The sequence below is a fragment of the Microbacterium pullorum genome, from assembly GCF_014836535.1.
GTDB lineage: Bacteria > Actinomycetota > Actinomycetes > Actinomycetales > Microbacteriaceae > Microbacterium > Microbacterium pullorum.
In genome coordinates this window covers 147,006-168,593 of sequence record NZ_JACSQP010000001.1, presented here as the reverse complement: position 1 = coordinate 168,593, position 21,588 = coordinate 147,006, and the positions used below count along the sequence as shown (strand labels likewise).

22 protein-coding genes and 1 tRNA gene are annotated in these 21,588 nt (G+C 70.1%); 7 read left to right on the top strand and 16 right to left on the bottom strand.

Annotated features, from left to right (window positions below; genetic code table 11):
- Positions 1–204 precede the first annotated feature (204 nt).
- Entirely contained in the window at positions 205–1,212 is a 1,008-nt protein-coding gene (locus tag H9651_RS00830; RefSeq protein ID WP_191717208.1) for a LacI family DNA-binding transcriptional regulator, read from the top strand.
- Positions 1,213–1,263: 51 nt separating this feature from the next.
- On the opposite strand, the gene rplL is transcribed toward H9651_RS00830, so the two are convergent.
- Both rplL and rplJ read right to left on the bottom strand, forming a co-directional pair.
- Positions 1,264–1,644, bottom strand: a complete 381-nt coding sequence (rplL, locus tag H9651_RS00825; RefSeq protein ID WP_191717207.1) for a 50S ribosomal protein L7/L12 — start codon at positions 1,642–1,644, stop codon at positions 1,264–1,266.
- Positions 1,645–1,695: 51 nt separating this feature from the next.
- On the bottom strand, positions 1,696–2,184 hold the full coding sequence (gene rplJ / locus H9651_RS00820; protein ID WP_191717206.1) for a 50S ribosomal protein L10: 489 nt from the start codon (positions 2,182–2,184) through the stop codon (positions 1,696–1,698).
- A gap of 316 nt (positions 2,185–2,500) precedes the next feature.
- Here rplJ and H9651_RS00815 point away from each other — a divergent pair, with 316 nt between their 5' ends.
- The 4 genes from H9651_RS00815 (at position 2,501) to H9651_RS00800 (ending at position 6,897) form a co-directional block, all read left to right on the top strand.
- A complete protein-coding gene (locus H9651_RS00815; RefSeq protein ID WP_191717205.1) occupies positions 2,501–3,157 on the top strand; it encodes a YqaJ viral recombinase family protein in 657 nt (218 codons plus the stop codon).
- Positions 3,158–3,373: 216 nt separating this feature from the next.
- Entirely contained in the window at positions 3,374–5,110 is a 1,737-nt protein-coding gene (locus H9651_RS00810) for an MDR family MFS transporter (protein WP_449843646.1), read from the top strand.
- A 10-nt stretch (positions 5,111–5,120) separates the two neighbouring features.
- Positions 5,121–5,609, top strand: coding sequence for a MarR family winged helix-turn-helix transcriptional regulator (locus H9651_RS00805; RefSeq protein ID WP_191717204.1), 489 nt, complete (start codon positions 5,121–5,123; stop codon positions 5,607–5,609).
- Between the two features lie 256 nt (positions 5,610–5,865).
- Entirely contained in the window at positions 5,866–6,897 is a 1,032-nt protein-coding gene (locus tag H9651_RS00800) for an NADP-dependent oxidoreductase (RefSeq protein ID WP_191717203.1), read from the top strand.
- Between the two features lie 9 nt (positions 6,898–6,906).
- Here H9651_RS00800 and H9651_RS00795 read toward each other — a convergent pair whose 3' ends face one another.
- Positions 6,907–7,815: a LysR family transcriptional regulator ArgP gene (locus H9651_RS00795; RefSeq protein ID WP_191717202.1), complete on the bottom strand. Its 909-nt coding sequence runs from the start codon at positions 7,813–7,815 to the stop codon at positions 6,907–6,909.
- A 71-nt stretch (positions 7,816–7,886) separates the two neighbouring features.
- On the opposite strand from H9651_RS00795, the gene H9651_RS00790 reads away from it, so the two are divergent.
- Entirely contained in the window at positions 7,887–8,669 is a 783-nt protein-coding gene (locus H9651_RS00790; protein ID WP_191717201.1) for a LysE/ArgO family amino acid transporter, read from the top strand.
- 2 nt (positions 8,670–8,671) lie between these two features.
- Here the strand turns inward: H9651_RS00790 and H9651_RS00785 are convergent, their stop codons facing one another.
- The gene (locus H9651_RS00785; RefSeq protein WP_191717200.1) at positions 8,672–9,016 is read right to left on the bottom strand and encodes an iron chaperone; all 345 of its coding nucleotides are present in this window, start codon (positions 9,014–9,016) and stop codon (positions 8,672–8,674) included.
- A 55-nt stretch (positions 9,017–9,071) separates the two neighbouring features.
- Between H9651_RS00785 and H9651_RS00780 the strand changes: the two genes are divergently transcribed.
- Positions 9,072–9,347, top strand: coding sequence for an acylphosphatase (locus tag H9651_RS00780; RefSeq protein WP_191717199.1), 276 nt, complete (start codon positions 9,072–9,074; stop codon positions 9,345–9,347).
- Between the two features lie 369 nt (positions 9,348–9,716).
- On the opposite strand, the gene rplA is transcribed toward H9651_RS00780, so the two are convergent.
- The 12 genes from rplA to gabT all read right to left on the bottom strand — a co-directional run bounded on the left by rplA (position 9,717) and on the right by gabT (position 21,566).
- On the bottom strand, positions 9,717–10,403 hold the full coding sequence (gene rplA, locus H9651_RS00775) for a 50S ribosomal protein L1 (protein WP_191717198.1): 687 nt from the start codon (positions 10,401–10,403) through the stop codon (positions 9,717–9,719).
- A gap of 14 nt (positions 10,404–10,417) precedes the next feature.
- Entirely contained in the window at positions 10,418–10,849 is a 432-nt protein-coding gene (gene rplK, locus H9651_RS00770) for a 50S ribosomal protein L11 (RefSeq protein ID WP_191717197.1), read from the bottom strand.
- A 437-nt stretch (positions 10,850–11,286) separates the two neighbouring features.
- The gene (gene nusG / locus H9651_RS00765; RefSeq protein ID WP_191717196.1) at positions 11,287–12,381 is read right to left on the bottom strand and encodes a transcription termination/antitermination protein NusG; all 1,095 of its coding nucleotides are present in this window, start codon (positions 12,379–12,381) and stop codon (positions 11,287–11,289) included.
- A 69-nt stretch (positions 12,382–12,450) separates the two neighbouring features.
- Entirely contained in the window at positions 12,451–12,714 is a 264-nt protein-coding gene (gene secE / locus H9651_RS00760) for a preprotein translocase subunit SecE (RefSeq protein WP_191717195.1), read from the bottom strand.
- 46 nt (positions 12,715–12,760) lie between these two features.
- Positions 12,761–12,833: transfer RNA gene (locus tag H9651_RS00755), tRNA-Trp, on the bottom strand.
- Between the two features lie 146 nt (positions 12,834–12,979).
- Positions 12,980–13,417, bottom strand: coding sequence for a pyridoxamine 5'-phosphate oxidase family protein (locus H9651_RS00750; RefSeq protein ID WP_191717194.1), 438 nt, complete (start codon positions 13,415–13,417; stop codon positions 12,980–12,982).
- Between the two features lie 39 nt (positions 13,418–13,456).
- On the bottom strand, positions 13,457–14,842 hold the full coding sequence (locus H9651_RS00745; RefSeq protein ID WP_191717193.1) for an NAD-dependent succinate-semialdehyde dehydrogenase: 1,386 nt from the start codon (positions 14,840–14,842) through the stop codon (positions 13,457–13,459).
- A 17-nt stretch (positions 14,843–14,859) separates the two neighbouring features.
- Positions 14,860–16,326, bottom strand: coding sequence for an NAD-dependent succinate-semialdehyde dehydrogenase (locus H9651_RS00740; RefSeq protein WP_191717192.1), 1,467 nt, complete (start codon positions 16,324–16,326; stop codon positions 14,860–14,862).
- Positions 16,323–17,900 carry an APC family permease gene (locus tag H9651_RS00735; protein ID WP_191717191.1) on the bottom strand — a complete coding sequence of 526 codons (1,578 nt, stop codon included), beginning with the start codon at positions 17,898–17,900 and terminating at the stop codon, positions 16,323–16,325. The genes H9651_RS00740 and H9651_RS00735 overlap by 4 nt, the downstream gene beginning before the upstream one ends.
- Complete coding sequence (locus H9651_RS00730) at positions 17,897–18,784, bottom strand: universal stress protein (RefSeq protein ID WP_191717190.1); 888 nt, start codon at positions 18,782–18,784, stop codon at positions 17,897–17,899. Before H9651_RS00730 ends, H9651_RS00735 begins: the two co-directional genes overlap by 4 nt.
- Positions 18,781–20,139 (bottom strand): flavin monoamine oxidase family protein, encoded by a 1,359-nt coding sequence (locus tag H9651_RS00725; protein ID WP_191717189.1) that lies wholly within the window; start codon positions 20,137–20,139, stop codon positions 18,781–18,783. The genes H9651_RS00730 and H9651_RS00725 overlap by 4 nt, the downstream gene beginning before the upstream one ends.
- Positions 20,140–20,210: 71 nt before the next feature.
- Complete coding sequence (gabT, locus tag H9651_RS00720) at positions 20,211–21,566, bottom strand: 4-aminobutyrate--2-oxoglutarate transaminase (protein WP_191717188.1); 1,356 nt, start codon at positions 21,564–21,566, stop codon at positions 20,211–20,213.
- Between the last annotated feature and the right edge of the window lie 22 nt (positions 21,567–21,588).

The window sequence follows — 21,588 nt, the reverse complement described above, 5'->3', positions numbered from 1 at the left end:
CCACGCTAGAGGACCGGGGCACCGGACTCAACTCCCGGAGATAACAACTCGATAACCAGGCGTCGTGGTCGCGCTCCCACCCAATCGGGGCATGTTTTTTCCACACTGGCCAAAACCACCTCACTCATGGAATCATTCGATGGAACCGGTTCCAGGCTCGAGGACGAGACAACCGAGCTGCCGGTGCGCCGAAGGAGTTCACTGATGAGCGGAATCGCCGATGTCGCGCGTCGCGCGGGGGTCTCGAAGGCCACCGCCAGCCGCGCCCTCACCGGCAGCACCCAGGTGTCGGACCAGACCCGTCAGCGGGTGCAGGAAGCGGCGGCAGAACTGGGTTATGTGCCTTCCACGAGCGCGGTGAGCCTGGCGACCGGCCGCACGCGCAACGTCGGGGTGATCATGCCGCGTCTGAACCGCTGGTTCTTCGCCGAGGTGCTCGAGGGCATCCAGGCGACGCTGCTGCGGCACGGCCTCGACCTGACCCTCTACGACGCACGGCCCGGCACCGAGGGCCGACGCCGCATCTTCGACGATTTCCTGGCGCGAAAGCGGTTCGACGGACTCATCGCGGTCGGGCTGGACCCCGACGACCACGAGCTGGAGCGGCTGCTGCGCATCGGACGCCCCGTCGTGAGCGTCGTCGGCGCAAGCGCCGACATCAGCATCGTGACGATCGATGACACGCACGCCGCGCAGCGCGCGACCGAGCACCTGCTGGCCCTGCAGCACACCGATATCGCGTTCGTGGGCGGGGGGACGGAGACGCCATGGCAGCGAGTGGATGCCGCGAGGTACGAGGGCTACCGCCGGGCGATGGCGGCAGCGGGGCATCTCCCCCGGCACATCGCGTCGCCCACGTCGCTGCCCGGCGGCTACGCCGTGGCCGTCGATGAACTCAGTGACGCCCGGCGCCGCCCGACCGCGCTCGTGGCGGTGTGCGACGAGGTCGCCATCGGGGCCATCGTGGCCGCCCGCCAGCTGGCGATCCCGGTGCCGGCGGGACTCAGCGTCGTGGGGATCGACAACCACGAGTACGCCGAGATGTTCTCGCTCACGACCCTCGCGCAGCAGCCGCGCGATCAGGGCATCGCCGCCGCCGAGCTGCTCGTGTCGACGCTGGGCACCGCGGCCGCTGCCCCCGTCGAGCACCGGCTGGAGGCCCGGCTCATCGTGCGCAACTCCACCGCCCCGCCCGCGGCTGCCCGGACATGACGAAGGCCCCGGATGCCGTGGCATCCGGGGCCTTCGATCACACAAGCGTGATTACTTGAGGGTGACCGTCGCGCCGGCCTCTTCGAGAGCGGCCTTGGCCTTCTCGGCGGCCTCCTTGTTGGCGCCCTCGAGGACGGCCTTGGGAGCACCGTCGACGACGGCCTTGGCCTCGCCGAGGCCCAGCGAGGTGAGCTCGCGGACCGTCTTGATGACCTGGATCTTCTTGTCGCCGGCAGCCTCGAGGATGACGTCGAACGAGTCCTTCTCCTCGACCTCTTCGGCAGCGGCGCCACCAGCGGCACCGGCAACGGCGACGGGGGCGGCGGCGGTGACGTCGAACTTCTCCTCGAACGCCTTCACGAACTCGCTGAGCTCGACGAGCGTGAGGTCAGCGAACTGCTGCAGCAGCTCCTCGGTGGTGAGCTTCGCCATGATGTATCTCCTAGATTGATGGGGTTTGTGAGAAAGAGAGTCGCCGGTCGCTTACGCGGCCTCAGCGGTCTCCAGCTTTTCGCGAAGCGCGTCGATGGTGGCCGCAGCCTTGCCCATCGTCGCCTTCATCATGCCCGCAGCCTTCGCAAGCAGAACCTCACGGCTCTCGAGCGAGGCGTACTTGTTGACCTCGTCGGCGGTGAGGGCGTTGCCCTCGAATACGCCGCCCTTGATCACGAGAAGCGGGTTGGCCTTGGCGAAGTCACGCAGAGCCTTCGCGGTGGCGACGAAGTCGCCGTGCACGAACGCGACAGCCGACGGACCGTTGAGGTCCGCGTCCAGCGCCGTGATCCCCGCGTTCTTCGCGGCGATCTTGGTCAGCGTGTTCTTCACCACGGCGTACTGCGCGTCCTGACGGATGCTGTTGCGCAGCTGCTTGAGCTGGGCAACCGTCAGACCGCGGTACTCGGTCAGCAGGACGGCGTTCGAGTTCTCGAAGTTCTTCGTGAGCTCGGCGACCGATGCATCCTTCTGCGCCATGGTCACTCCTTGGTATGTACGAGGCGCTCCGCGGTGGCGGGGCGCCGGCCTCGGTCCGGCCCCTGGACAACAAAAAAGCTCCGGCGCAAGCGCACGGAGCTGGATTCCGGAGAATCGATCTGTACACCTGCGTGGGCCCCTGCTGTGCAGAGCTTCGATCGTCATGCGCTTGCGCGCACACCGATGACCGACGGTCTTTGGCTTGTCACCAGTGTAGGTCGTCCCGCGCCGCCGGCCAAATCGCCGGAGGCGGGGCCGGCGTGGCACCGCGTGGCGGGGTGAATGACGGTCGGGACCGCGAGTTAGGGTCGATGATGTGACACCCGAACTCGCTGCCAGGATCGTCGCGGACTCCCGCGACCGGGTGGCGTGGACGCGGGCGCGCTCGCGGGGGATCACCGCGACCGACGTCGCCGCACTCACCTCCGAGAAGTCGATCGCGCGCGCCGCCGACGCGAAGCTGGGCGGATCCGGGTTCTCGGGCAACGCCTACACCGACCACGGCCGCCGACGCGAGCCGGAGATCGCGGCGTGGGTGGCCGCGACCCATGGCATCCAACCCTCCTCGGCGCTCTTCCACGCCGTCGTCGAGAAGCGCCACCTCGCGACCCCCGACGGCGTCGGGCTCGACGGCGACGGGCGCGTGATCCTCGCCGAGATCAAGACCACCAACAAGCACTGGCGCTCGATCCCCCGCACCTACATGCGGCAGGTGTGGTGGCAGCAGCACGTGCTCGGCGCCGAGCGGACGCTCGTGACCTGGGAGCAGCACGTCGACTTCGTGCCCATCGGCGACGAGCCGCGCTGCGCCTGGGTCGACCGCGACGACGACGAGATCGCCAAGCTCGTGAAGCTCGCCACCGCGCTCATCGACGAGCTGTACCACCGCACGCAGCGCCGCACCCTCCTCACGCCACCCGCATCTCCCGTCGCCCCGCGCGAGCCCTTCCGCGCCCTCGCCCTCGCCGACTGACCCGCCCGCGGCTTACTCGCTCCCCGCCCGCGGCTTACTCGCCGAGCGAGCACTCGCCCCACCGGCGCGCGCGACAACATGGTTGACGCTCATCAACGATTGACCTATTGTTGACAAGTCTCAACCGTTGACTCGCGTCAACTTTCGTTCGCCAGTGTCGTCGCGCCGTTGCCCCGCCACGACCCTCGAGGAGCCCCACCCGTGCCGACCCCGCACATGCCCGCCACCCCGCCGAAGAAGATGACCCGTGGCCAGGTGCTCAAGGCCCTCTCCGGGCTGCTCCTCGGCATGTTCGTGTCGATGCTCGCCTCGACCGTCGTCTCGACGTCGCTGCCGGTCATCATCCACGACCTGGGCGGCAACCAGTCGGCGTTCACGTGGGTCGTCACGGCCACGCTGCTGACGACGGCGATCTCCACCCCGATCTGGGGCAAGCTCGCCGACCTCACCAACCGCAAACTGCTGTTCCAGCTCGCGATCGTGGTCTTCGTGGTCGCCACCGCGGCCGCCGGCTTCTCGCAGAACACCGAGACGATGATCGCCTTCCGCGCGGTGCAGGGCATCGGCGCCGGCGGTCTCGCCGCCCTCAGCCAGGTGCTCATGGCCGACATCCTGAGCCCGCGAGAGCGCGGCAGGTACATGGGTCTGTTCGGCGCGGTCATGGCCGTCGCCACCGTGGGCGGCCCGCTGCTGGGCGGCGTCATCGCCGACGTCTGGGGCTGGCGCTGGAACTTCTTCGTCGCCCTCCCGGTCGCCGTCCTCGCGCTCATCATCGTGCAGCGCACGCTCCACGTGCCGCCGCGCCCGGCCAAGAAGGTGAAGATCGACTACCTCGGCATCGTCCTGCTGGCGGTCTCGGTCTCGCTGCTGCTCATCTGGGTCTCCCTCGCCGGCGACACGTTCGCCTGGTGGAGCCTCGAGACGGTGCTGATGGTCGGCGGCGGACTCATCGGCTCCGCCCTGTTCGTGCTCGTGGAGCTGCGCTCGTCCGAGCCCCTGGTGCCGCTCTCGCTCTTCCGCGACCGCACGTTCACCCTCGCCGTCGTCGCGTCGATCGCCACCGGCATCGCGATGTTCGGCGCCGCGGTCTACCTCAGCCAGTACATGCAGCTCGCCCGCGGGGCCACCCCCACCGAGGCCGGGCTCATGACCCTCCCGATGATCGCCGGGCAGCTCATCGCCTCGATCGGGGTCGGCGCGCTCATCACCCGGAGCGGACGATGGAAGGCGTTCCTCGTGACGGGCGCGGTGATGCTGATCGCCGGCGCCACCATGCTCGCGACGGTCGAGTACGACACCGACTTCACGCTCGTCTCGATCTACATGTTCCTCCTCGGCGCCGGCGTCGGCATGACGATGCAGAACCTCGTGCTCGTGGTGCAGAACACCGCCAAGCCCGAGCAGATCGGCGTCGCGAGCTCGGGGGTCACCTTCTTCCGCAGCCTCGGCGGCACCGCCGGCGTCGCGGTGATGGGCGCCGCCCTGGCCGCGACCGTGACCGACCTCGTCGCCCAGCGCACCGGCGACATCACGGCGGCACTGGCGAGTCTCGGCGACGAGGCGCCGACCTGGGTCGCACAGCTGCAGACCGGCGCCCTCCCCCAGGTCGCGGCCATGCCCGCGGCGCTGCGCGTCGTGTTCGAGGACATCTACGCCAACGGCATCTCGCGCTCGTTCCTCATCGCGGTGCCCTTCGCCGTGATCAGTCTCGTGGCGATCGTGTTCCTGCCCAACAAGCCGCTGAACCGCATGACCACGACCGAGCGCATGCGCGCCGCCGAGGCCGACCTGGCGACGGTGTCGGTGCCGGTCGGCATGGAGTCGGTCGCCCCGGTGGGCACGACCCGGCATGTGGGGGATGCCGCAGCCACCTCGCCCACGGACACCCGAACCGATGCCGGGGACGACGCCGACGCTGCAGCTGCAGCCGACGTGCGTGATCGCCGCCGCTAAAGTGAGCACGATGAGCGACGACCAGTCTCGAGCTGCCCGCACCGAAGCGGTGCGCGCCCTCGAGGCCGAGTTCGGAGAGCTGATCGGGCAGTTCCGTCGTGTCGTCACCGAGCACGCGAATCGCATCAGCCCGGGCATGCTGCCCGGCGCCTACAAGGTGTTCACGACCATCGTGCGCCGGGGGTCGGTGACCCAGTCGGCACTGGCCGAACACCTGCTGGTCGACAAGGGTCAGCTCAGCCGCACGGTGCGCGAGCTCGAGCAGCTCGGCCTCGTGCAGCGCACGCCTGACCCGTCCGACGGCCGCGCGAGCCTGCTCTCGGCGACACCCGAGGGGCTGGAGCGCCTGGACGCCGCGCGCGCCCCCCAGGAGAACGCGCTGGCCGCCTCCCTCGAGGAGTGGTCGGTCGACGAGATCCGCAGCCTCGCGCGTCTCCTCCACGCCCTGTCCGCCGGCACCCCGCCCCCGCCCCCGCCCCCGCCCCCGCCCACCCCGTGAGACGAATACCGACGGACGAGACGGCGGGTGTCACCCAGGGTCTCGTCCGTCCGTATTCGTCTCACGGTGGGGTGGGGTGCCGGGGCGGGACTGGACACCGGCGGCCGGGATGCCGCGCGGCGGGCGGATCGGCGCGAGTCTTTTCACCCGCGTAACACGGGCGAGACATAATCCGGGTTGACTGGTGTCCCAGCCCCATTCCGGGCCATACCGAGCAGCGCTGCCGCCCCTCCGCGGCGCACGGAAGGAGCGACCGATGCGTTTCCGGCCGCTGAGATCGACCGTCGTCCCCGAAACCGGGCTCGGCGTCGTCGCCACTGCCCCGTCCACCATGAAGGCCGTCGTCTATGACGGCCCCGGTCCCGCCGATGTGCTGCACGTCGCCGAGGTGCCGGTGCCGACGCCCGTGCTCAGCGAAGTGCTCGTGCGCGTCGTGGCGGCCGGGGTCAACCCGATAGACGCGAAGACCCGCGCGGGCGCCGGCGCGACCGCCGGCATCCCGTCGTATCCGAGCACGCTCGGCTTCGACTTCAGCGGCGTCGTCGTGAAGACACCCTACGAGTCGCATCCGCTCCCGATCGGCACCGAGGTCTACGGCATGGCGTCGTTCCCGCGCTCGGGTGGCACGTACGCCCAGTACGCGGTCGTGCCGTCGCTGTCGGTCGCCCGCAAGCCCGCCTCGCTCTCGCACGCGGAGGCGGCGGGGGTGCCGCTGGCGGCGCTGACCGCGTGGGGCCTCGTCGTCGAGACGGCACGGGCGCACGAAGGCCAGCGCATCCTCATCCACGCCGGCAGCGGCGGCGTGGGCCACTTCGCGGTGCAGCTGGCGGCGTACTTCGGCGCCCACGTCATCACGACCGGGTCCGAGCGCAACCTGCCGTGGCTGCGGGAGCTGGGCGCGTCGGTGGTCATCGACTACGCCACGACCCGCTTCGAAGACGTCGCCGACCAGGTCGACGTCGTCATCGACCTCGTCGGCAACGTGCACGACGACACCGGCAGCCGCTCGCTGTCGGTGCTGCGCCCGGGCGGCCTGTACATCCTGGTGCCCACGGGTGGCTGGCCGGACTATGCCGAGGCGGCTGCGGCGGCGGGGGTGCGCGCCACGTCGTACAAGGTGATCCCCGACGGCGGCGTGCTGAGCACGCTCGCGCGTCTGCTGGACTCGGGATCGATCCGGGTGTTCCTCGACCGGGTCTTCGATCTCGACGATGCCGCCGCCGCCCACATCGAACTCGAACGCGGCCACACCCGCGGCAAGTCGGTGCTGCGCATCAGCGAAGACTGACCTCTCAGGTCATCGCGGCGCGGCACCGGTGCCGCCCGGCACGAGCACGCGCCGCGCCTCGGCGATCAGTTCGGCGGCGACGGCGTCCAGCAGGGCGGAGCGCAGGTTCCACTGCTGCCAGTGCAGCGGAACCTCGACCGCACCGCCGCCGAGCAGCATCAACTCGCCGGCATCCAGCGCCTGCTGCGACTGCAGGCGCGGCAGCATCGCCCAGCCGAGCCCCAGGCGCACGGCGGTGGCGAAGTCGTGGGATGCCGGCACGTAGTGCCGCGGCGGTGCGGCGGGGTCCACACCCTGCCGCGCCAGCCACGCGCGCTGGATGTCGTCGCGGCGGTCGAAGTCCACGAGCGGCGCGGCGGCGAGGGAGGCGGCATCCACCCCCGCCGCGAACCACCGCGCCACGAACGCGGGCGTCGCCACCGGTTCATAGCGCAACGTGCCGAGGGTGGTCGACGTGCATCCCGCGACGGGCGCGCCCTGCGACGTGACGGCGGCCATCACCGTGCCGCTCTCGAGCAGCCCGGCGGTGAAGTCCTGGTCATCGCGATGCAGGTCGAACACGACCGGATGCCGCTCGGACAGCCGCGCGAGCGGGGGCAGGAACCAGGTGGCGAGGGAGTCGGCGTTGACCGCGAGCGGTACCGAGGTCACTGCCTGGTCCTCGCCGCCGAGTTCCCGCGCCGTGTCGTGCGCGAGCAGGGCGAGCTGGCGGGCGAGGCGGACGACGGCCTGGCCCGCCTCGGTCGCGCGCACGGGCTTCGAGCGCACCAGAAGCACCCGGCCGACGTGCTGCTCGAGCGCCTTGATGCGCTGGCTCACGGCGGAGGGCGTCACGTGCAGCCGCCGCGCAGCGGCATCGAGCGTCCCCTCGTCGACGACGATGGCGAGGGTCTCGGCGAGATCGACCGGAATCTGCATCAGAAGCCATGCTAATGGTGCGAAAGAATCCTGAGCTGTACTGATCTGCCGCGCCACCCTAGCGTCGAAGCGTGCTCTCCTCCGTCGTCGCCGGCTTCGCGCTCGGGCTGTCGCTCATCGTCGCGATCGGCGCGCAGAATCTGTTCGTGCTGCGCCAGGGCGTGCGGCTCGAGCACGTCGCCGCGGTCGCGACGGTGTGCGCCGTGTCGGATGCCGCGCTGATCGCTGCGGGCGTCTCGGGTCTGGGCGCCGTGCTGCAGGCGGCGCCGTGGCTCGTCGACGTCGTCCGTTGGGCGGGCGCGGTGTTTCTGCTGGGGTACGCCGCGCTGGCCGCGCGCCGCGCGTGGCGTCCGAGCGGGGCGGTGTTGACTGCCGACGCGCGGACCGACGCGCGGACCGGCGGTGCGGCGCCCCCCGCCGTCGGCGAACCGGTGTCGACCGGTACCGGCGACCCGGCGGCATCCGCCGGCGCCGTCACCGCGCACTCCACTGCCGGCGACGCGGCATCCGTGTCCCCGGGCGTCACGCCGGTATCCGTTGCCGTCCCCCGCACGCGCACCGCCGCCGGCCTGACTGCGGCGCTGCTCACCTGCCTCGCGCTGACCTGGCTGAACCCGCACGTCTACCTCGACACGGTGTTCCTGGTCGGCAGCGTCGCGAGCACGCACGGTGACGGTCGATGGTGGTTCGCGGCCGGGGCGATGGCGGCCAGCATCGTCTGGTTCTTCTCCCTCGCCTACGGGTCGCGGTGTCTCGGGCGGTGGCTCGCGAGCCCCCACGCGTGGCGGATGCTCGACGCCGCCATCGCCGTGATCATGGCCGGCCTCGCCGTGACCCTCGTGCAGCCGCGCTGAGGTCAGCGCTCGATCTGAGCCCGCCGGGCGGTGACGACCGCGCGGATCGCGTCATCGTGAAGCGGCGCCTCCGGCGCGAACCGGATCGTCCCCTTCGCCGAGTCGACGCCGTCCAGCAGCGCCGCCGCCGAGACGATCGCCTCAGGACTGAACGGGTACATTCCGATGTGGGTCTTGGCCCGCATGACCGACAGCAGCGGCTTGCCCCGGTAGGTGAGCGCCGGCATCCCGTACCCGCGTCCCTGCTCCGCTTCGGGCACGACTTCGCGGGCGACGTCGTAGACGTGACCGATCACGGCGGCGTCGGCGGGCGCGAGGCCCGACAGGTAGTCGTCGATGGTTCCCATGACGGCATCCTGACACGCGGTCGCGCCCGACGCTCGGGGGCGGCACGATGGGGGCATGAGACGGGTGCACGTGATCGTCCGCGGTGAGGTGCAGGGTGTCGGCTACCGCTACACGCTGCGCATGGTGGCTCAGGATGCCGGTGCGTCGGGGTGGGTGCGCAACCGCCGCGACGGAACCGTGGAGGCGGAGATCGAGGGGACAGCTGCCGAGGTCGATGCGGTGCTCGCGTGGATGGCCGAGGGCCCGCCGGGATCGGTCGTCGACTCCGCCGCCGTCACCGAGCGCTCCCCGCAGCACGCCGTCGGCTTCGACGTGCGCCCCACCGTCTGACCCCTTCCCGCGCCCCGCCGCGCCCCGCCGCGCCCCGCCGCGCCCCGCGCCCCGCCGCGACCCGCGCTGCTCGGGTGTCGCTTCTGGCGGGTCCCGCAGCCACGAACTGTGCGGTGGCGACACCTGAACCGCGCTGACCCGCGAAGCGTTCGCAACCAAACCCGCCCGCGCCGCACACGCGCCGCGGGAAGCACAGCGCCGCTCGGGTGTCGCTTTTGGTGGGTCACTCGGCCGGTGACTGTGCGGTAGCGACACCGGAACAGCGCAGGCCGGCGGGCCGCCGGGCCGCCGGGCGCGGGCCGGGAACGACGATGGGACCCCGCCCGGAGGCGAGGTCCCATCGTGAGCGTCAGCTCAGAGCGCGGTGGCTCAGAAGACGTTGACGTCCAGGGGGATGCCGGGGCCGAACGTCGTCGACACCGCACCCTTCTGGATGTAGCGGCCCTTCGCGCTCGACGGCTTCAGGCGCACGATCTCTTCGAGCGCGGCCTTGAAGTTCTCGTCCAGCTGCTCAGCCGTGAACGAGGCCTTGCCGACGACGAAGTGCACGTTGGCGTGCTTGTCGACACGGAATTCGATCTTTCCGCCCTTGATCTCCTCCACGGCCTTGGCCGGGTTGGGGGTCACGGTGCCGGTCTTCGGGTTCGGCATGAGGCCACGGGGGCCCAGCACCTTACCGAGACGACCGACCTGGCCCATGAGCTCGGGCGTCGACACCGCGGCGTCGAAGTTGGTCCAGCCGCCGGCGACCTTCTCGATGAGCTCGGCGCCGCCGACCTCGTCCGCACCCGCGGCGATGGCCGCCTCAGCGGCCGGGCCGGTCGCGAACACGATGACGCGGGCGGTCTTACCGGTGCCGTGCGGCAGGATGACGGTGCCGCGCACCATCTGGTCTGCCTTGCGGGGGTCGACCGCGAGCTTGAGGGCGACCTCGACGGTGGAGTCGAACTTCTTCGAGCCCGTCTCCTTCGCCAGCTGCACCGCTTCGGTGGAGCTGTAGAACTTGTTGGGGTCGATCTTCTCGGCCGCTGCGATGTAAGCCTTGGACTTAGCCATGTTCGTTATCCCCCTCAGTCCTCAACCGTGATGCCCATGGAGCGGGCGGTGCCGGCGATGATCTTCGAGGCAGCCTCGATGTCGTTCGCGTTCAGGTCGGGCTGCTTGGTCTCGGCGATCTGACGCACCTGCTCCTTGGTGAGCTTGCCCACCTTGGTGGTGTGCGGGGTCTGCGAGCCCTTGGCCACACCGGCGGCCTTCTTGATCAGCTCAGCGGCCGGGGGCGTCTTCAGGATGAACGTGAAGCTGCGGTCCTCGTAGACGGTGATCTCCACGGGGACGACGTTGCCGCGCTGCGACTCGGTCGCGGCGTTGTACGCCTTGCAGAACTCCATGATGTTGACGCCGTGCTGACCGAGCGCGGGGCCGATCGGCGGCGCCGGGTTGGCAGCGCCGGCCTTGATCTGGAGCTTGATCAGGCCGGTCACCTTCTTCTTGGGTGCCATGTTGCTTTCCTCTCCTCGAAGGACCTGCCCCTCGCTGCGCGAAGGGCCTGCCCATCTCCCGCACGTCCGGCGGTTCCGGACAGCGGTTCGTCTGCACGCGCGCGAGCGCACACGCAAACCATCTCATCTTACCCGACACGAAGGGCTGCTCCCCGCCACGCCCGACGGCGGGGTGCGCCCGTTCTTCGGTGATCACCGTTTCCTCGGAGCGAGTGGGGGTTTCGCGCCCGAAGCACCGGCCTTCTCCGAAGAAGTGGCGAAGCGGATGCCGTGGCGCGCAACCCCGGCGACCGAGCCGACCCAGCGACCGCGCCGACCCGGCGACCGAACCGACCCGCGCGACCCCGCCGACCCGCGCGACCCCGCGCGGCTCACCGCCGCGCGAACGCAGAACGCCCCGCCGGCGTGAGCCGAGCGGGGCGTTCTCGCGACAGATGTCAGAGCTTGGTGACCTGATCGAACGACAGCTCGACCGGGGTCTCGCGCTCGAACAGGGAGACGAGCACGGTGAGCTTGCCGCTCTCGGGCTTGATCTCGCTGATCGAACCGGGAAGACCCGCGAACGAGCCCTCCTTGATCGTGATCGTCTCGCCGACCTCGAAGTCGACCTCGGCGGGGATGGAGCGGGCCTGCGTCGCGGAACCCTTGGCGCCGCCCTTGACGGAGGCGACCTCCTTGACCTCGACGAGCGACTTCAGCATGTTGAAGGCCTCTTCGAAGCGCAGCGGCGTCGGGTTGTGGGCGTTGCCCACGAAGCCGGTGACGCCGGGCGTGTGACGCACGACCGACCAGGTGTCTTCGTTGAGCTCCATGCGCACGAGCACGTAGCCGGGGATCCGGACGCGCGTGACCATCTTGCGCTGACCGTTCTTGATCTCGACGACGTCCTCCATGGGGACCTCGACCTGGTAGATGTCCTCTTCGACCTCGAGCGTCGACTTGCGCTGCTCGATGTTGGCCTTCACCTTGCGCTCGAAACCGGCGTAGGAGTGGATGACGTACCACTTGCCCGGAAGGCTGCGAAGCTCCGCGCGGAACGCCTCATACGGGTCCTCTTCGGCGTCTTCGTCGGCGTCGCCCTCGGCCTCGGCGACGACACCCGCGGCTGCGGCGAAGTCGCTCAGGAAGTCGTCGTTCTCGACGGGCGCGTCCGGCTCGCCGTTGACGTCGGGGCCGTCGTAGGGGGTGACCTCGTCGGCCTCGTCGGCCACGCGCTCGGCCTGCTCCTCGGCGAGGGAGTCCGTCAGCACCTCGGCGGCAGCCTCGGCCTCGGAGGTCTCATCGATCTCGAGTGCGTCGTTCACGATGGCATCCGCTTCCGGGTCGTCGATCTCGGTGTCGTCCATCTCGCTGTCGGACGCGTCCGCGTCATCGTCGCCGTTCTCGTCGACGATGTGCAGGGCCACGTGCTCGGCAGGCTCGACGGAGCGCTCCTCGGCGGCGAGCACGTTGCCCTCCTGGGCTTCGTCGTCCTCACTGGACTGCTCTGCGGCGGTCGCCCAATCGGCGTCGTCGACATACTTTTCAGACACTTGGGTTCTCTTCCGTTCGTGGTTCCGGCGACTCAGCAAGGCTCACCGGATTGCGTCAGCGGGAGCGGCTCAGCTCGGTACGCCGAAAACGATCTGCACGACCCAGGTGAACACCCAGTCGAGGCCGTACACGATCGCCATCATCACGACGACGAAGCCGAGCACGACGCCGGTGAACTTCAGCAGCTCCTGGCGGGTCGGGGTCACGACCTTGCGGAGTTCTGCGAAGACCTGACGGATGAAGATAGCGATGCGCTGGAAGAAGTTGGGCTTCTTCTCGCGCGGCGCGTCGCTCGAGGCGACGACTTCGCCCTTCGGCTCGTCCTGGACCATCAACCCCACCTGTGTGTGACCTGGTGTGCCAGCGTGTGCTGACGCGCAGGGCGGACAGGAATCGAACCTGCAACCTGCGGTTTTGGAGACCGCTGCTCTGCCAATTGAGCTACCGCCCTAAGGCCCGGAGGCCCTGGGTGAAATCTGCACTCCCGTCACGCGGGCATGGCGAAAGAATGCAGATTTCGACTGCACTTTCCAGTGTACGGCATGCCCGGAGGCCCCCGCGAATCACACCGTCCCCGGCGCGGCGCACGACGCCGGGTCAGTATTCGGCGATGCCGTATCGGTCGGGCTCGGGCGAGCGCACGAACGCACGCCCCGACAGCGCCGTGGGTTCGATGCGCACGTAGTGGTACTTCAGCGTGGGCACCCACGGTCGCAGCGGCAGCGCGTCGGCGGCGCGCACCTCGTCGGTCGCGTCGAGCACACGCGCCCGCCCGCGCACCACGACGCTCCACGCGTCGGTGTCGGTGTGGTCGTCGACCTGGAACAGCACCTCGTCGTTCACGGTCAGTTCGAACAGCTTGCTGCCCGGTGCCGTTCGGAACACGATGGCGTGATCGTCGACGACGAAGTTGACCGGGAAGATGTCCATGACCGCATTGACGTGCGTGACGATGCGGCCGAGCTGCTGCTGGGTCAGCTTCTCCCAGCACTCCTCGTCCGACAGCACGGCGACGGGATCCTGCGTCTGGTCCATACCTCCATCAAAGCCCCGACCGGGCGCGGATGCCAGGGGCTACGCGCCCTCGCCCTGGGCTGCCGCGACGCGGATGAGCTTCTTGTTGACGAATTCGTCCGCCGCCAGCAGTCCCATCTCCCGCCCGGTCCCGCTGCGCTTGACGCCGCCGAAGGGCAGTTCGGGCGAATCGGCGAGCACGAGGTTCACGTAGACCATGCCGGCCTCGATGCGGTCGGCGACACGTTCGGCCTGCTCGGGGTCGGTGGTGAAGACGTAGGATCCGAGCCCGAATCCGGTGTCGTTGGCGATGCGCACCGCCTCGTCTTCGTCGGCCACCCGGTACACCACGCCCACGGGCCCGAAGAACTCCTCCTGATACGCATCCATGTCCGCCGTGACGTCGGTGAGCACGGTGCCGGGGTAGAACGCCCCCTCGCGGGTACCCCCGGTGACGAGCGTCGCCCCCTGCGCCACCGCGCGGTCGACCTGCTCGGCGAGGCGCTCAGCGGCGGTCAGCGACGACAGCGGCCCGAGCACGGTGTCCTCGGCGAACGGGTCCCCGACGGTCGCGGCGGCCATCGCGGCGGTGAACTTCTCGAGGAACGCGTCGAAGAGATCGTCCACCACCAGGAAGCGCTTGGCCCCGTTGCAAGACTGCCCGACGTTGTCCAGCCGCGCGTCGACGGCGGCCTGCACAGCCTGGTCGAGGTCGTCGGTGGACAGCAGCAGGAACGGGTCGGAGCCGCCGAGCTCCAGCACGGCCTTCTTGAGGTTGCGTCCGGCCACCTCGGCCACGGCCGCACCCGCGCGCTCGGAGCCTGTCACCGATACGCCCTGCACGCGGCGGTCGGCGATGACGTCGGCTGCCTGCTCGTTGGTCAGGCGCAGGTCGGTGTAGACGCCTGCGGGGAACCCGGCGTCGGCGTAGATCTTCTCGATGGCCTGCGCCGACTGCGGGCACTGCGAGGCGTGCTTGAGCAGGATGGCGTTGCCGATCGCGATGTTCGGGGCGGCGAAGCGCGCCACCTGGTAGTAGGGGAAGTTCCAGGGCATGATCCCCAGCAGCACCCCGAGCGGCGACCGACGGATGACCGCGGTCCCCTCCCCCAGGATGTCCACGGGCGTGTCGCCGGTGATCTCGCCGATGTGGTCGGCGTAGTACTCGGTGATGTCGGCGGCGAAGTCGACCTCGCCCTCCGCGGCGGCCAGAGGCTTTCCCATCTCCCGCACGATGATGGCGGCGAGATCGTCGCGGCGTTCGCGGTGAAGCTCTGCGACTCGCCGCAGCAGGCGCGCCCGCTCGTCGGTCGACGACTCCCGCAGCCAGCCGTGGGCGACGGCGGCTGCGGCGGTCAGGGCCGCCTCCACCTCATCGGCGGTGGCGGTCGGATAGGTGGCGAGGGTCTCGCCGGTGGCGGGGTTGACGACCGCATACGTGCTCATGGTGCTCCGTTCCCCCGTCAGTCGACGGGGATCAGCGTGTACTTGGTGGACAGATATTCGTGGATGCCTTCGGCACCGCCTTCGCGGCCGATGCCCGATTGCTTGACGCCTCCGAAGGGCGCGGCGGCGTTGGACACGACCCCGACGTTGAGGCCCATCATGCCCGTGTCGAGCCGATCGATCATCCGGTGGCCGCGGGCGAGATCCTGTGTGAAGACGTAGGACACGAGGCCGTACTCGGTGTCGTTGGCCAGACGCACGGCCTCGTCTTCGTCGGTGAACGTCGCGATGGCGAGCACGGGGCCGAAGATCTCCTCGCGCAGGATCGCGCTGCCCGCCGGCACCCCGGCGATGACGGTGGGCTCGAAGAAGGTGCCCGGGCCGTCGAGCGCGTGCCCGCCGGCGAGCACCTGCGCGCCCCGCGCCACCGCGTCATCGACGAGTTCGGCCGCCTTGGCGACCGCCTTGTCGTCGATGAGCGGCCCGATCTCCACGCCGTCCTCGGTGCCGCGGCCGATGGTCATGGCGTTCACGCGTTCGGTGACCCGGCGCGCGAACTCGTCGGCGATCGAGGTGTGCACGATGAAGCGGTTCGCCGCGGTGCAGGCCTGCCCGATGTTGCGGAACTTCGCCGCCATCGCCCCGGCGACCGCCTTGTCGAGGTCGGCGTCGTCGAAGACGACGAACGGCGCGTTGCCGCCGAGCTCCATCGACACCCGCAGCACGCCTTCGGCTGCCTGCGCGATGAGCTTGCGACCCACCTGGGTCGACCCGGTGAACGAGAGCTTGCGCAGGCGTGGATCGGCGATGAGGGGCGCTGACACCGCCCCGGAGGTGGTGGTCGTGACGACGTTGACCACTCCGGCGGGCACGCCCGCCTCGGTGAGCAGCCGGGTGAACAGCAGCGTCGTCAACGGTGTCAGCTCGGGAGGTTTGATCACGACCGTGCACCCGGCGGCGAGCGCGGGCGCGATCTTGCGGGTCGCCATGGCGAACGGGAAGTTCCAGGGGGTGATGAACAACGACGGCCCGACGGGGCGCTGCGACACGACCATGCGCCCGGTGCCCTCGGGGTTGAGCCCGTAGCGGCCGGCGATGCGCACCGCCTCCTCACTGAACCACCGCAGGAACTCTCCGCCGTAGCCCACCTCGCCGCGCGCTTCGGCGAGCGGCTTGCCCATCTCCAGCGTCATCAGCAGCGCGAGGTCTTCACGACGCTCCTGCACGAGGTCGAAGGCGCGTCGCAGCATCTCGCTGCGCGTGCGCGGCGGGGTGGCCGCCCACGACTCCTGGGCGGCGACGGCGGCATCGAGGGCGCGCATGCCGTCTTCGGGGGCGGCGTCCGCGATCTCACGGATGACCTCCCCCGTCGCGGGGTCGCGCACCGCGAAGGTGCGCCCGCCGGTGGCATCCGTCCACTGCCCGTCGATGTAGAGCTGGGCGGGGACCTCGGCGAGCACCTGCGCTTCGCGCGCCGCACTCATCGGCGACGTCCCGTGGTGGCGCGGGGCCCCCCGCGGCGCAGGCTCGCCGGCGCGTCGATCGACAGGGTCTCGCCGCGGAAGAAGGCGGGGCGTTTGATCGCCTGCCAGATCATGATCGCGACACCGAGGAGGATGACGGTGACACCGAGGATGAACACCAGTCCGACACCGGCGATGTTCGATCCGCTGCCGTAGTCGGGGGCCATGCTGTCGCGCAGCGTGATGACGAACAGCACCGCGAGGATGAGCCCGCCCACGAGCGGGAACAGCATCGTGAAGAGGAACGAGCGCACCGAGTCGAACCACTGCCGCCGGAAGTACCAGACGCACGCGAACGCGGTGATGCCGTAGTAGAAGCAGATCATCATGCCGAGCGCGGTGATGGTGTCCCACAGCACGTTCTCGCTGACGAAGCGCATGACGGCGTAGAACCCGGATGCCACGACGGCGGCGACCACGGTGGCGAAGCCCGGCGTGAAGAACCGTGGGCTCACGGTGGCGAACCGACGCGGCAGCGCGCCGTAGTGCCCCATCGCCAGCAGTGTGCGGGCGGGGCCCACGAACGTGGACTGCAGCGACGAGGCAGAGCTGGTGAGCACCGCGAGCGACACGAGGAACGCCAGCGGCCCCAGGATCGGGCCGGACAGGAAGAAGAAGACGTTGTCCTGGATGTCGGGGTTGCCGAGCCCCAGGTCGCCGTCGCCGGTGCCGGCGAACGACAGCAGGGCGAGCGCGATCAGCAGGTACAGCACGACGATCGTGACCACCGTCAGCGTCGCCGCGCGGCCGGGGGTGCGCTCGGGGTCCTTGGTCTCCTCGTTCATGGTCAGGGTGACGTCCCAGCCCCAGAAGATGAAGATCGACAGCGACAGGCCGGCGACGACCGCGGCGACCGAACCGACGGCGAACGGGTTGAACCACGACAGCTCGATGGGGCTGGCGTCGAACGCGGTGCCCCCGGCCACGTGCACGAACGCGGCGATGGAGAACACCAGCAGCACGAGCACCTGGAACGTCACCAGCACGTACTGCAGCTTCTGCGTCGTCTGCATGTCACGGTACGAGACGAAGGTCGCCCCCAGCATGAACAGCAGACACACCGTGACGTTGATGGCGGGTTCGGCGGCGAGCGCGGCGATCGTGCCGGGGCTGCCGGCGATCTGGTCGATGAGCAGGAACAAGAAGTCCACCGCGATGCCGGCGAGGTTCGACAGCACCAGGATCGTCGCCGCGATCAGCCCCCATCCGGCCATCCAGCCCACCCACGGGCCGAAGGCGCGCGCCGCCCACGTGAACGACGTGCCCGAATCGGGCATGGCCTTGTTGAGCTCGCGGTAGCCGAACGCGACCAGCAGCATCGGGATGAACCCGACCAGGATGATCGCCGGCACCTGGAAGCCGACTTCGGAGACCGTCGGGCCGAGGGCCGCGGTCAGGGTGTAGGCGGGGGCGATGCACGAGATGCCGATCACCACGGCTCCGATGAGGCCGACGGTGCCGGCACTCAGCCCTTTCTTCGTGATTCCCCCGGTGACGGCGTCGTCGCCGCTCACCGTGTTCGCGTGCTGGCTCATCGGCCTGCCTCTTCTCGGGTGCGGGTGCGGGGTACGACGACCATCGGCACCGGGATTTCGTGCAGCATCTTCGCTGCGGTGGAGCCGAGGAACAGCCGGCGAGGCTGGGCCAGACGGCTGGAGCCGACCAGGATCACTTCGCCCGGCTGCCAGTCGAGGTGGGTCACGGCCTCTTCGATCGAGGCGCCCCGCGCGGTGACGGCTTCGGCCTCCACTCCGGCCGGCAGCGATCGCCGGGTCGCGGCGAGCACGTCGTCGGCGTGGGCGGCGCCGGCGATGCGGATGACCCCGGTGTCGACCGATGCCGGCAGGTCGACGGTCACGAGCGAGAGCAGCCGCAGCGGGGCGCCGGTGGCGATGGACAGCGCCACCGCTTCGTCCAGCAGCGCCTCGGCGCCGGGCCGCATCCCCACGGCCACCGTCAGCCGGCTGATGCCCGCCTCCGGCGCGACCTTGCGGGCGCCGCGCGGCACGAGCACGACCGGCACATCCGAGGAGTGCAGCAGCTCGCTGGTCGTGGACCCCAGCCGGTGGCGGCCGCGTGAGCTGCCGTCGGCGGCGCCCACGACGATGAGTCCGCCGCCCAGCTCCCCGGCGATGTCGATGAGTCCCTCGGCGAACGAGTCGGCGTAGCGGGCGTGCTCGCGGTGCGCGACCTGCTCGGGCACGTGCGCCGCCGCCTCGGCCAGCCACGCGTCGGCCTGGTCGCGCAGGTACCGGTCGTAACCGGCATCCGGCGGGGTGATGACGCTGCGCCCCTCGGCCGGCAGCACCAGCACGATGTCGATTTCGGCGCCGGATGCCACAGCCAGCCGCGACGCGAAAGCCACCGCGTCGCGGCCGGCTTTCGTGGCGGTGTAGCCGACGACGATGCGTGCGGTCATGTGCGATTCCCCTCGATGATGTCGTGCGCGACGAGCCGCCCCATGCGGATCGCGCCGTCGACGTGCTGGTACCCGGCCCCGGCCAGGTCGCTGCACGCGAAGCGGATGGGTCCCACGGGTGTGCGCAGGTCACCGCCGTAGCGGTGCAGCCCGCCGAGGTCGAAGCTCGCGGCGTACGCGCCGCGGGTCCACTCCTCGCTCCCCCAGTCGCTCTCGTAGTAGACGACCGGGTTCTTCGCCTCAGGCCCGTAGTAATGCGACAGCGACTCGAGGATGCGTTCCTTGCGCTCCTCGGCGCTGAGACGGAAGACGTCGTCGGCGTTGCGATCGGAGACGAAACCCACCAGCGTCCCGCGCTCATCGCCGTGGTTGGTGTTGTCGTACGCCTCGTGCGAGAGCTCGTAGGGGCTGAATGCCGTGCCCGACAGCCCCTGCTCGCGCCAGAACGGCCGGTCGTAGACGGCGTGCACCTTGATCACGAACCCCATCGACAGGTGCTGGTGCATCTGCTGCTGCAGGCGCGGGAGCGCCGGCACGAACGAGATGCGGGTGTAGAGCACCGGCGCGAGCGCCAGGATCGCCGAGCGCGCCCGCACGGTCATGCCGTCGGTGCGGGCGATCACCCCGGCATCCGACCACTCCAGCGTCCGCACCGGCTGGCCGAGGAACACATCTTCACCCAGTCGTTCGGCCAACAGCAGCGGCACCTGCTGCAACCCGCCCACGACCCGCTTGTCGAGGATGAAGTCGGCGTCGACGAGGTTCGAGTAGCTCCCGGCACTGGCGGCCATGAGCAGCGACTGCAGCAGCGAGAACGCGTGCGTGGGCTTGGTGAGCATCGCCGAGCCGGTGGCGAAGGCGAGGTTGCGCACCGCCTCGTCGTCGTCGGTCTGGGCGCGCAGCCAGGCGTCCCACGAGATCGTGTCCCACTCCTCGGCCCGCGGATGGGCGTACGGGCGGTCGGGGTCGATCTCGGCGACCATCGCGTCGAGCCGCTCGGTGATCTCGGCGATCGTCCGTTCGGTCTCCGGCGCCACCGGGAAGACATCGCCGGTGAAGCGCGAGACTGTGCCGTCCGGCCCGACGTAGACGCTGTCCCCGGTGCGGTAGCGGCTGAAGGTCTCGAGCCCCAGCTCCGCGACGGTGTCGATGAGGGCTTCCTGGTCGGGAGAGACCCACTGCCCGCCGATCTCGAGCATCGCGCCGTCGATCGTGTCGGTCCACAGTCGCCCGCCCACGCGGTCGCGCGCCTCCAGCACCGCGACCGAGAGGCCGGCCTTCTGCAGTTCGTGGGCTGCGGTGAGGCCGGCGGCCCCCGCCCCCACGATCACGACGTCTCTCGTGATCTCACTCATGTGCACTCCTCGGTCGTGGGCGGGTTCGGTGACGGGTTCGGGTGGCGGTGGTCGCGAACGCTGCGGCCCGGTCAGCGTGCGGCGAGGGCGGATGCCACGACGTCGATGCCCTCGTGGAGCAGGGCGTCGGGAATCGACAGCGGCGGCAGGAATCGGATGACGTTGCCGTACGTGCCGCAGGTGAGCACGATCACGCCGTCCGCGAGGCAGGCCTTCGCGACGGCTCCGGTGAGGGCTGCGTCGGGGGCGCCGGCGGCCGGGTCGACGAACTCGACGGCCATCATGGCGCCGCGCCCGCGTACCTCCCCGATGCGGTCGTCGGCGGCGGCGAGTGCGCCGAGGCGGTCGACGAGCACGCGCTCGATCTGCTGGGCCCGCTCGATGAGTCCGTCGTTCTCGAAGGCGTCGAGCGCGGCGAGCGCGGCGGCGCAGGCCACCGGGTTGCCGCCGTAGGTGCCGCCCAGGCCCCCCGCGTGAGCGGCATCCATGATGTCCGCCCGCCCGGTCACGGCGGCGAGGGGCATGCCCCCCGCAATCCCCTTCGCCGTCGTGACCAGATCAGGGACGATGCCGAACAGCTCGCTGGCGAACATCGCACCGGTGCGGGCGAAGCCCGACTGCACCTCGTCGGCGATGAACACCACGTCGTTGTCGCGGCACCAGTCGGCGACGGCGGGCAGGAACCCGTCGGCCGGCACGATGAACCCGCCCTCGCCCTGAATGGGCTCGATGACCACGGCGGCGAGGTTCTCGGCGCCGATCTGCTTCTCGATCAGCGAGAGGGTGCGGGCGGCGGCTTCGGGCCCGGTGAGCCCGTCGCGCAGGGGGTACGACGCCGGCGCGCGGTAGATCTCGGGGGCGAAGGGGCCGAAACCGCTCTTGTAGGGCATCGATTTCGCCGTGAGCGCCATGGTGAGGTTGGTGCGGCCGTGGTAGCCGTGGTCGAAGGCGACGACGGCGGGGCGTCCGGTGTGCTTGCGGGCGATCTTCACGGCGTTCTCGACGGCTTCGGCACCGGAGTTGAACAGCGCGGTCTTCTTCTCGTGGTCGCCGGGGGTGAGCCGGTTGAGCACCTCGGCGACGGCGATGTACGACTCGTACGGCGAGATCATGAAGCAGGTGTGGGTGAACTGGGCGGCCTGTGCGGCGATCGCCTCGACGACTTTCGGGTGGGCGGAGCCCACGGTGGTCACGGCGATGCCCGAGCCCAGGTCGATGAGCGAGTTGCCGTCGGCGTCGACGACCACACCGCCGCCGGCGGCGACCGCAGCGATCGGCACGGTGTGACCGACCCCCGCCGGCACCGCGGCCGCCTTGCGCTGCAAAATCTCGGCGGAGCGAGGTCCGGGGATGGCGGTGGCGAGGCGGCGCACTTGTGGCAGGCCGGGTCCGCCGTGCGGCGTCGTGGGGGCGGCGGTGAGGGTCATGTCGGCGAGCGTAGGAGTCGGG

Bases quoted from the DNA above. Each gene is read 5' to 3' on its own strand.
- rplJ (WP_191717206.1), bottom strand. From the start codon at position 2,184: ATGGCGCAGAAGGATGCATCGGTCGCCGAGCTCACGAAGAACTTCGAG.
- H9651_RS00750 (WP_191717194.1), bottom strand. From the start codon at position 13,417: ATGGACCAGACGCAGGATCCCGTCGCCGTGCTGTCGGACGAGGAGTGC.
- H9651_RS00785 (WP_191717200.1), bottom strand. From the start codon at position 9,016: ATGGGAACCATCGACGACTACCTGTCGGGCCTCGCGCCCGCCGACGCC.
- secE (WP_191717195.1), bottom strand. From the start codon at position 12,714: ATGGTCCAGGACGAGCCGAAGGGCGAAGTCGTCGCCTCGAGCGACGCG.
- H9651_RS00805 (WP_191717204.1), top strand. From the start codon at position 5,121: ATGAGCGACGACCAGTCTCGAGCTGCCCGCACCGAAGCGGTGCGCGCC.
- H9651_RS00830 (WP_191717208.1), top strand. From the start codon at position 205: ATGAGCGGAATCGCCGATGTCGCGCGTCGCGCGGGGGTCTCGAAGGCC.
- gabT (WP_191717188.1), bottom strand. From the start codon at position 21,566: ATGACCCTCACCGCCGCCCCCACGACGCCGCACGGCGGACCCGGCCTG.
- H9651_RS00725 (WP_191717189.1), bottom strand. From the start codon at position 20,139: ATGAGTGAGATCACGAGAGACGTCGTGATCGTGGGGGCGGGGGCCGCC.
- H9651_RS00810 (WP_449843646.1), top strand. From the start codon at position 3,374: ATGCCCGCCACCCCGCCGAAGAAGATGACCCGTGGCCAGGTGCTCAAG.
- H9651_RS00730 (WP_191717190.1), bottom strand. From the start codon at position 18,784: ATGACCGCACGCATCGTCGTCGGCTACACCGCCACGAAAGCCGGCCGC.
- H9651_RS00800 (WP_191717203.1), top strand. From the start codon at position 5,866: ATGCGTTTCCGGCCGCTGAGATCGACCGTCGTCCCCGAAACCGGGCTC.
- rplA (WP_191717198.1), bottom strand. From the start codon at position 10,403: ATGGCTAAGTCCAAGGCTTACATCGCAGCGGCCGAGAAGATCGACCCC.
- H9651_RS00780 (WP_191717199.1), top strand. From the start codon at position 9,072: ATGAGACGGGTGCACGTGATCGTCCGCGGTGAGGTGCAGGGTGTCGGC.
- H9651_RS00735 (WP_191717191.1), bottom strand. From the start codon at position 17,900: ATGAGCCAGCACGCGAACACGGTGAGCGGCGACGACGCCGTCACCGGG.
- rplK (WP_191717197.1), bottom strand. From the start codon at position 10,849: ATGGCACCCAAGAAGAAGGTGACCGGCCTGATCAAGCTCCAGATCAAG.
- H9651_RS00745 (WP_191717193.1), bottom strand. From the start codon at position 14,842: ATGAGCACGTATGCGGTCGTCAACCCCGCCACCGGCGAGACCCTCGCC.
- H9651_RS00795 (WP_191717202.1), bottom strand. From the start codon at position 7,815: ATGCAGATTCCGGTCGATCTCGCCGAGACCCTCGCCATCGTCGTCGAC.
- rplL (WP_191717207.1), bottom strand. From the start codon at position 1,644: ATGGCGAAGCTCACCACCGAGGAGCTGCTGCAGCAGTTCGCTGACCTC.
- H9651_RS00740 (WP_191717192.1), bottom strand. From the start codon at position 16,326: ATGAGTGCGGCGCGCGAAGCGCAGGTGCTCGCCGAGGTCCCCGCCCAG.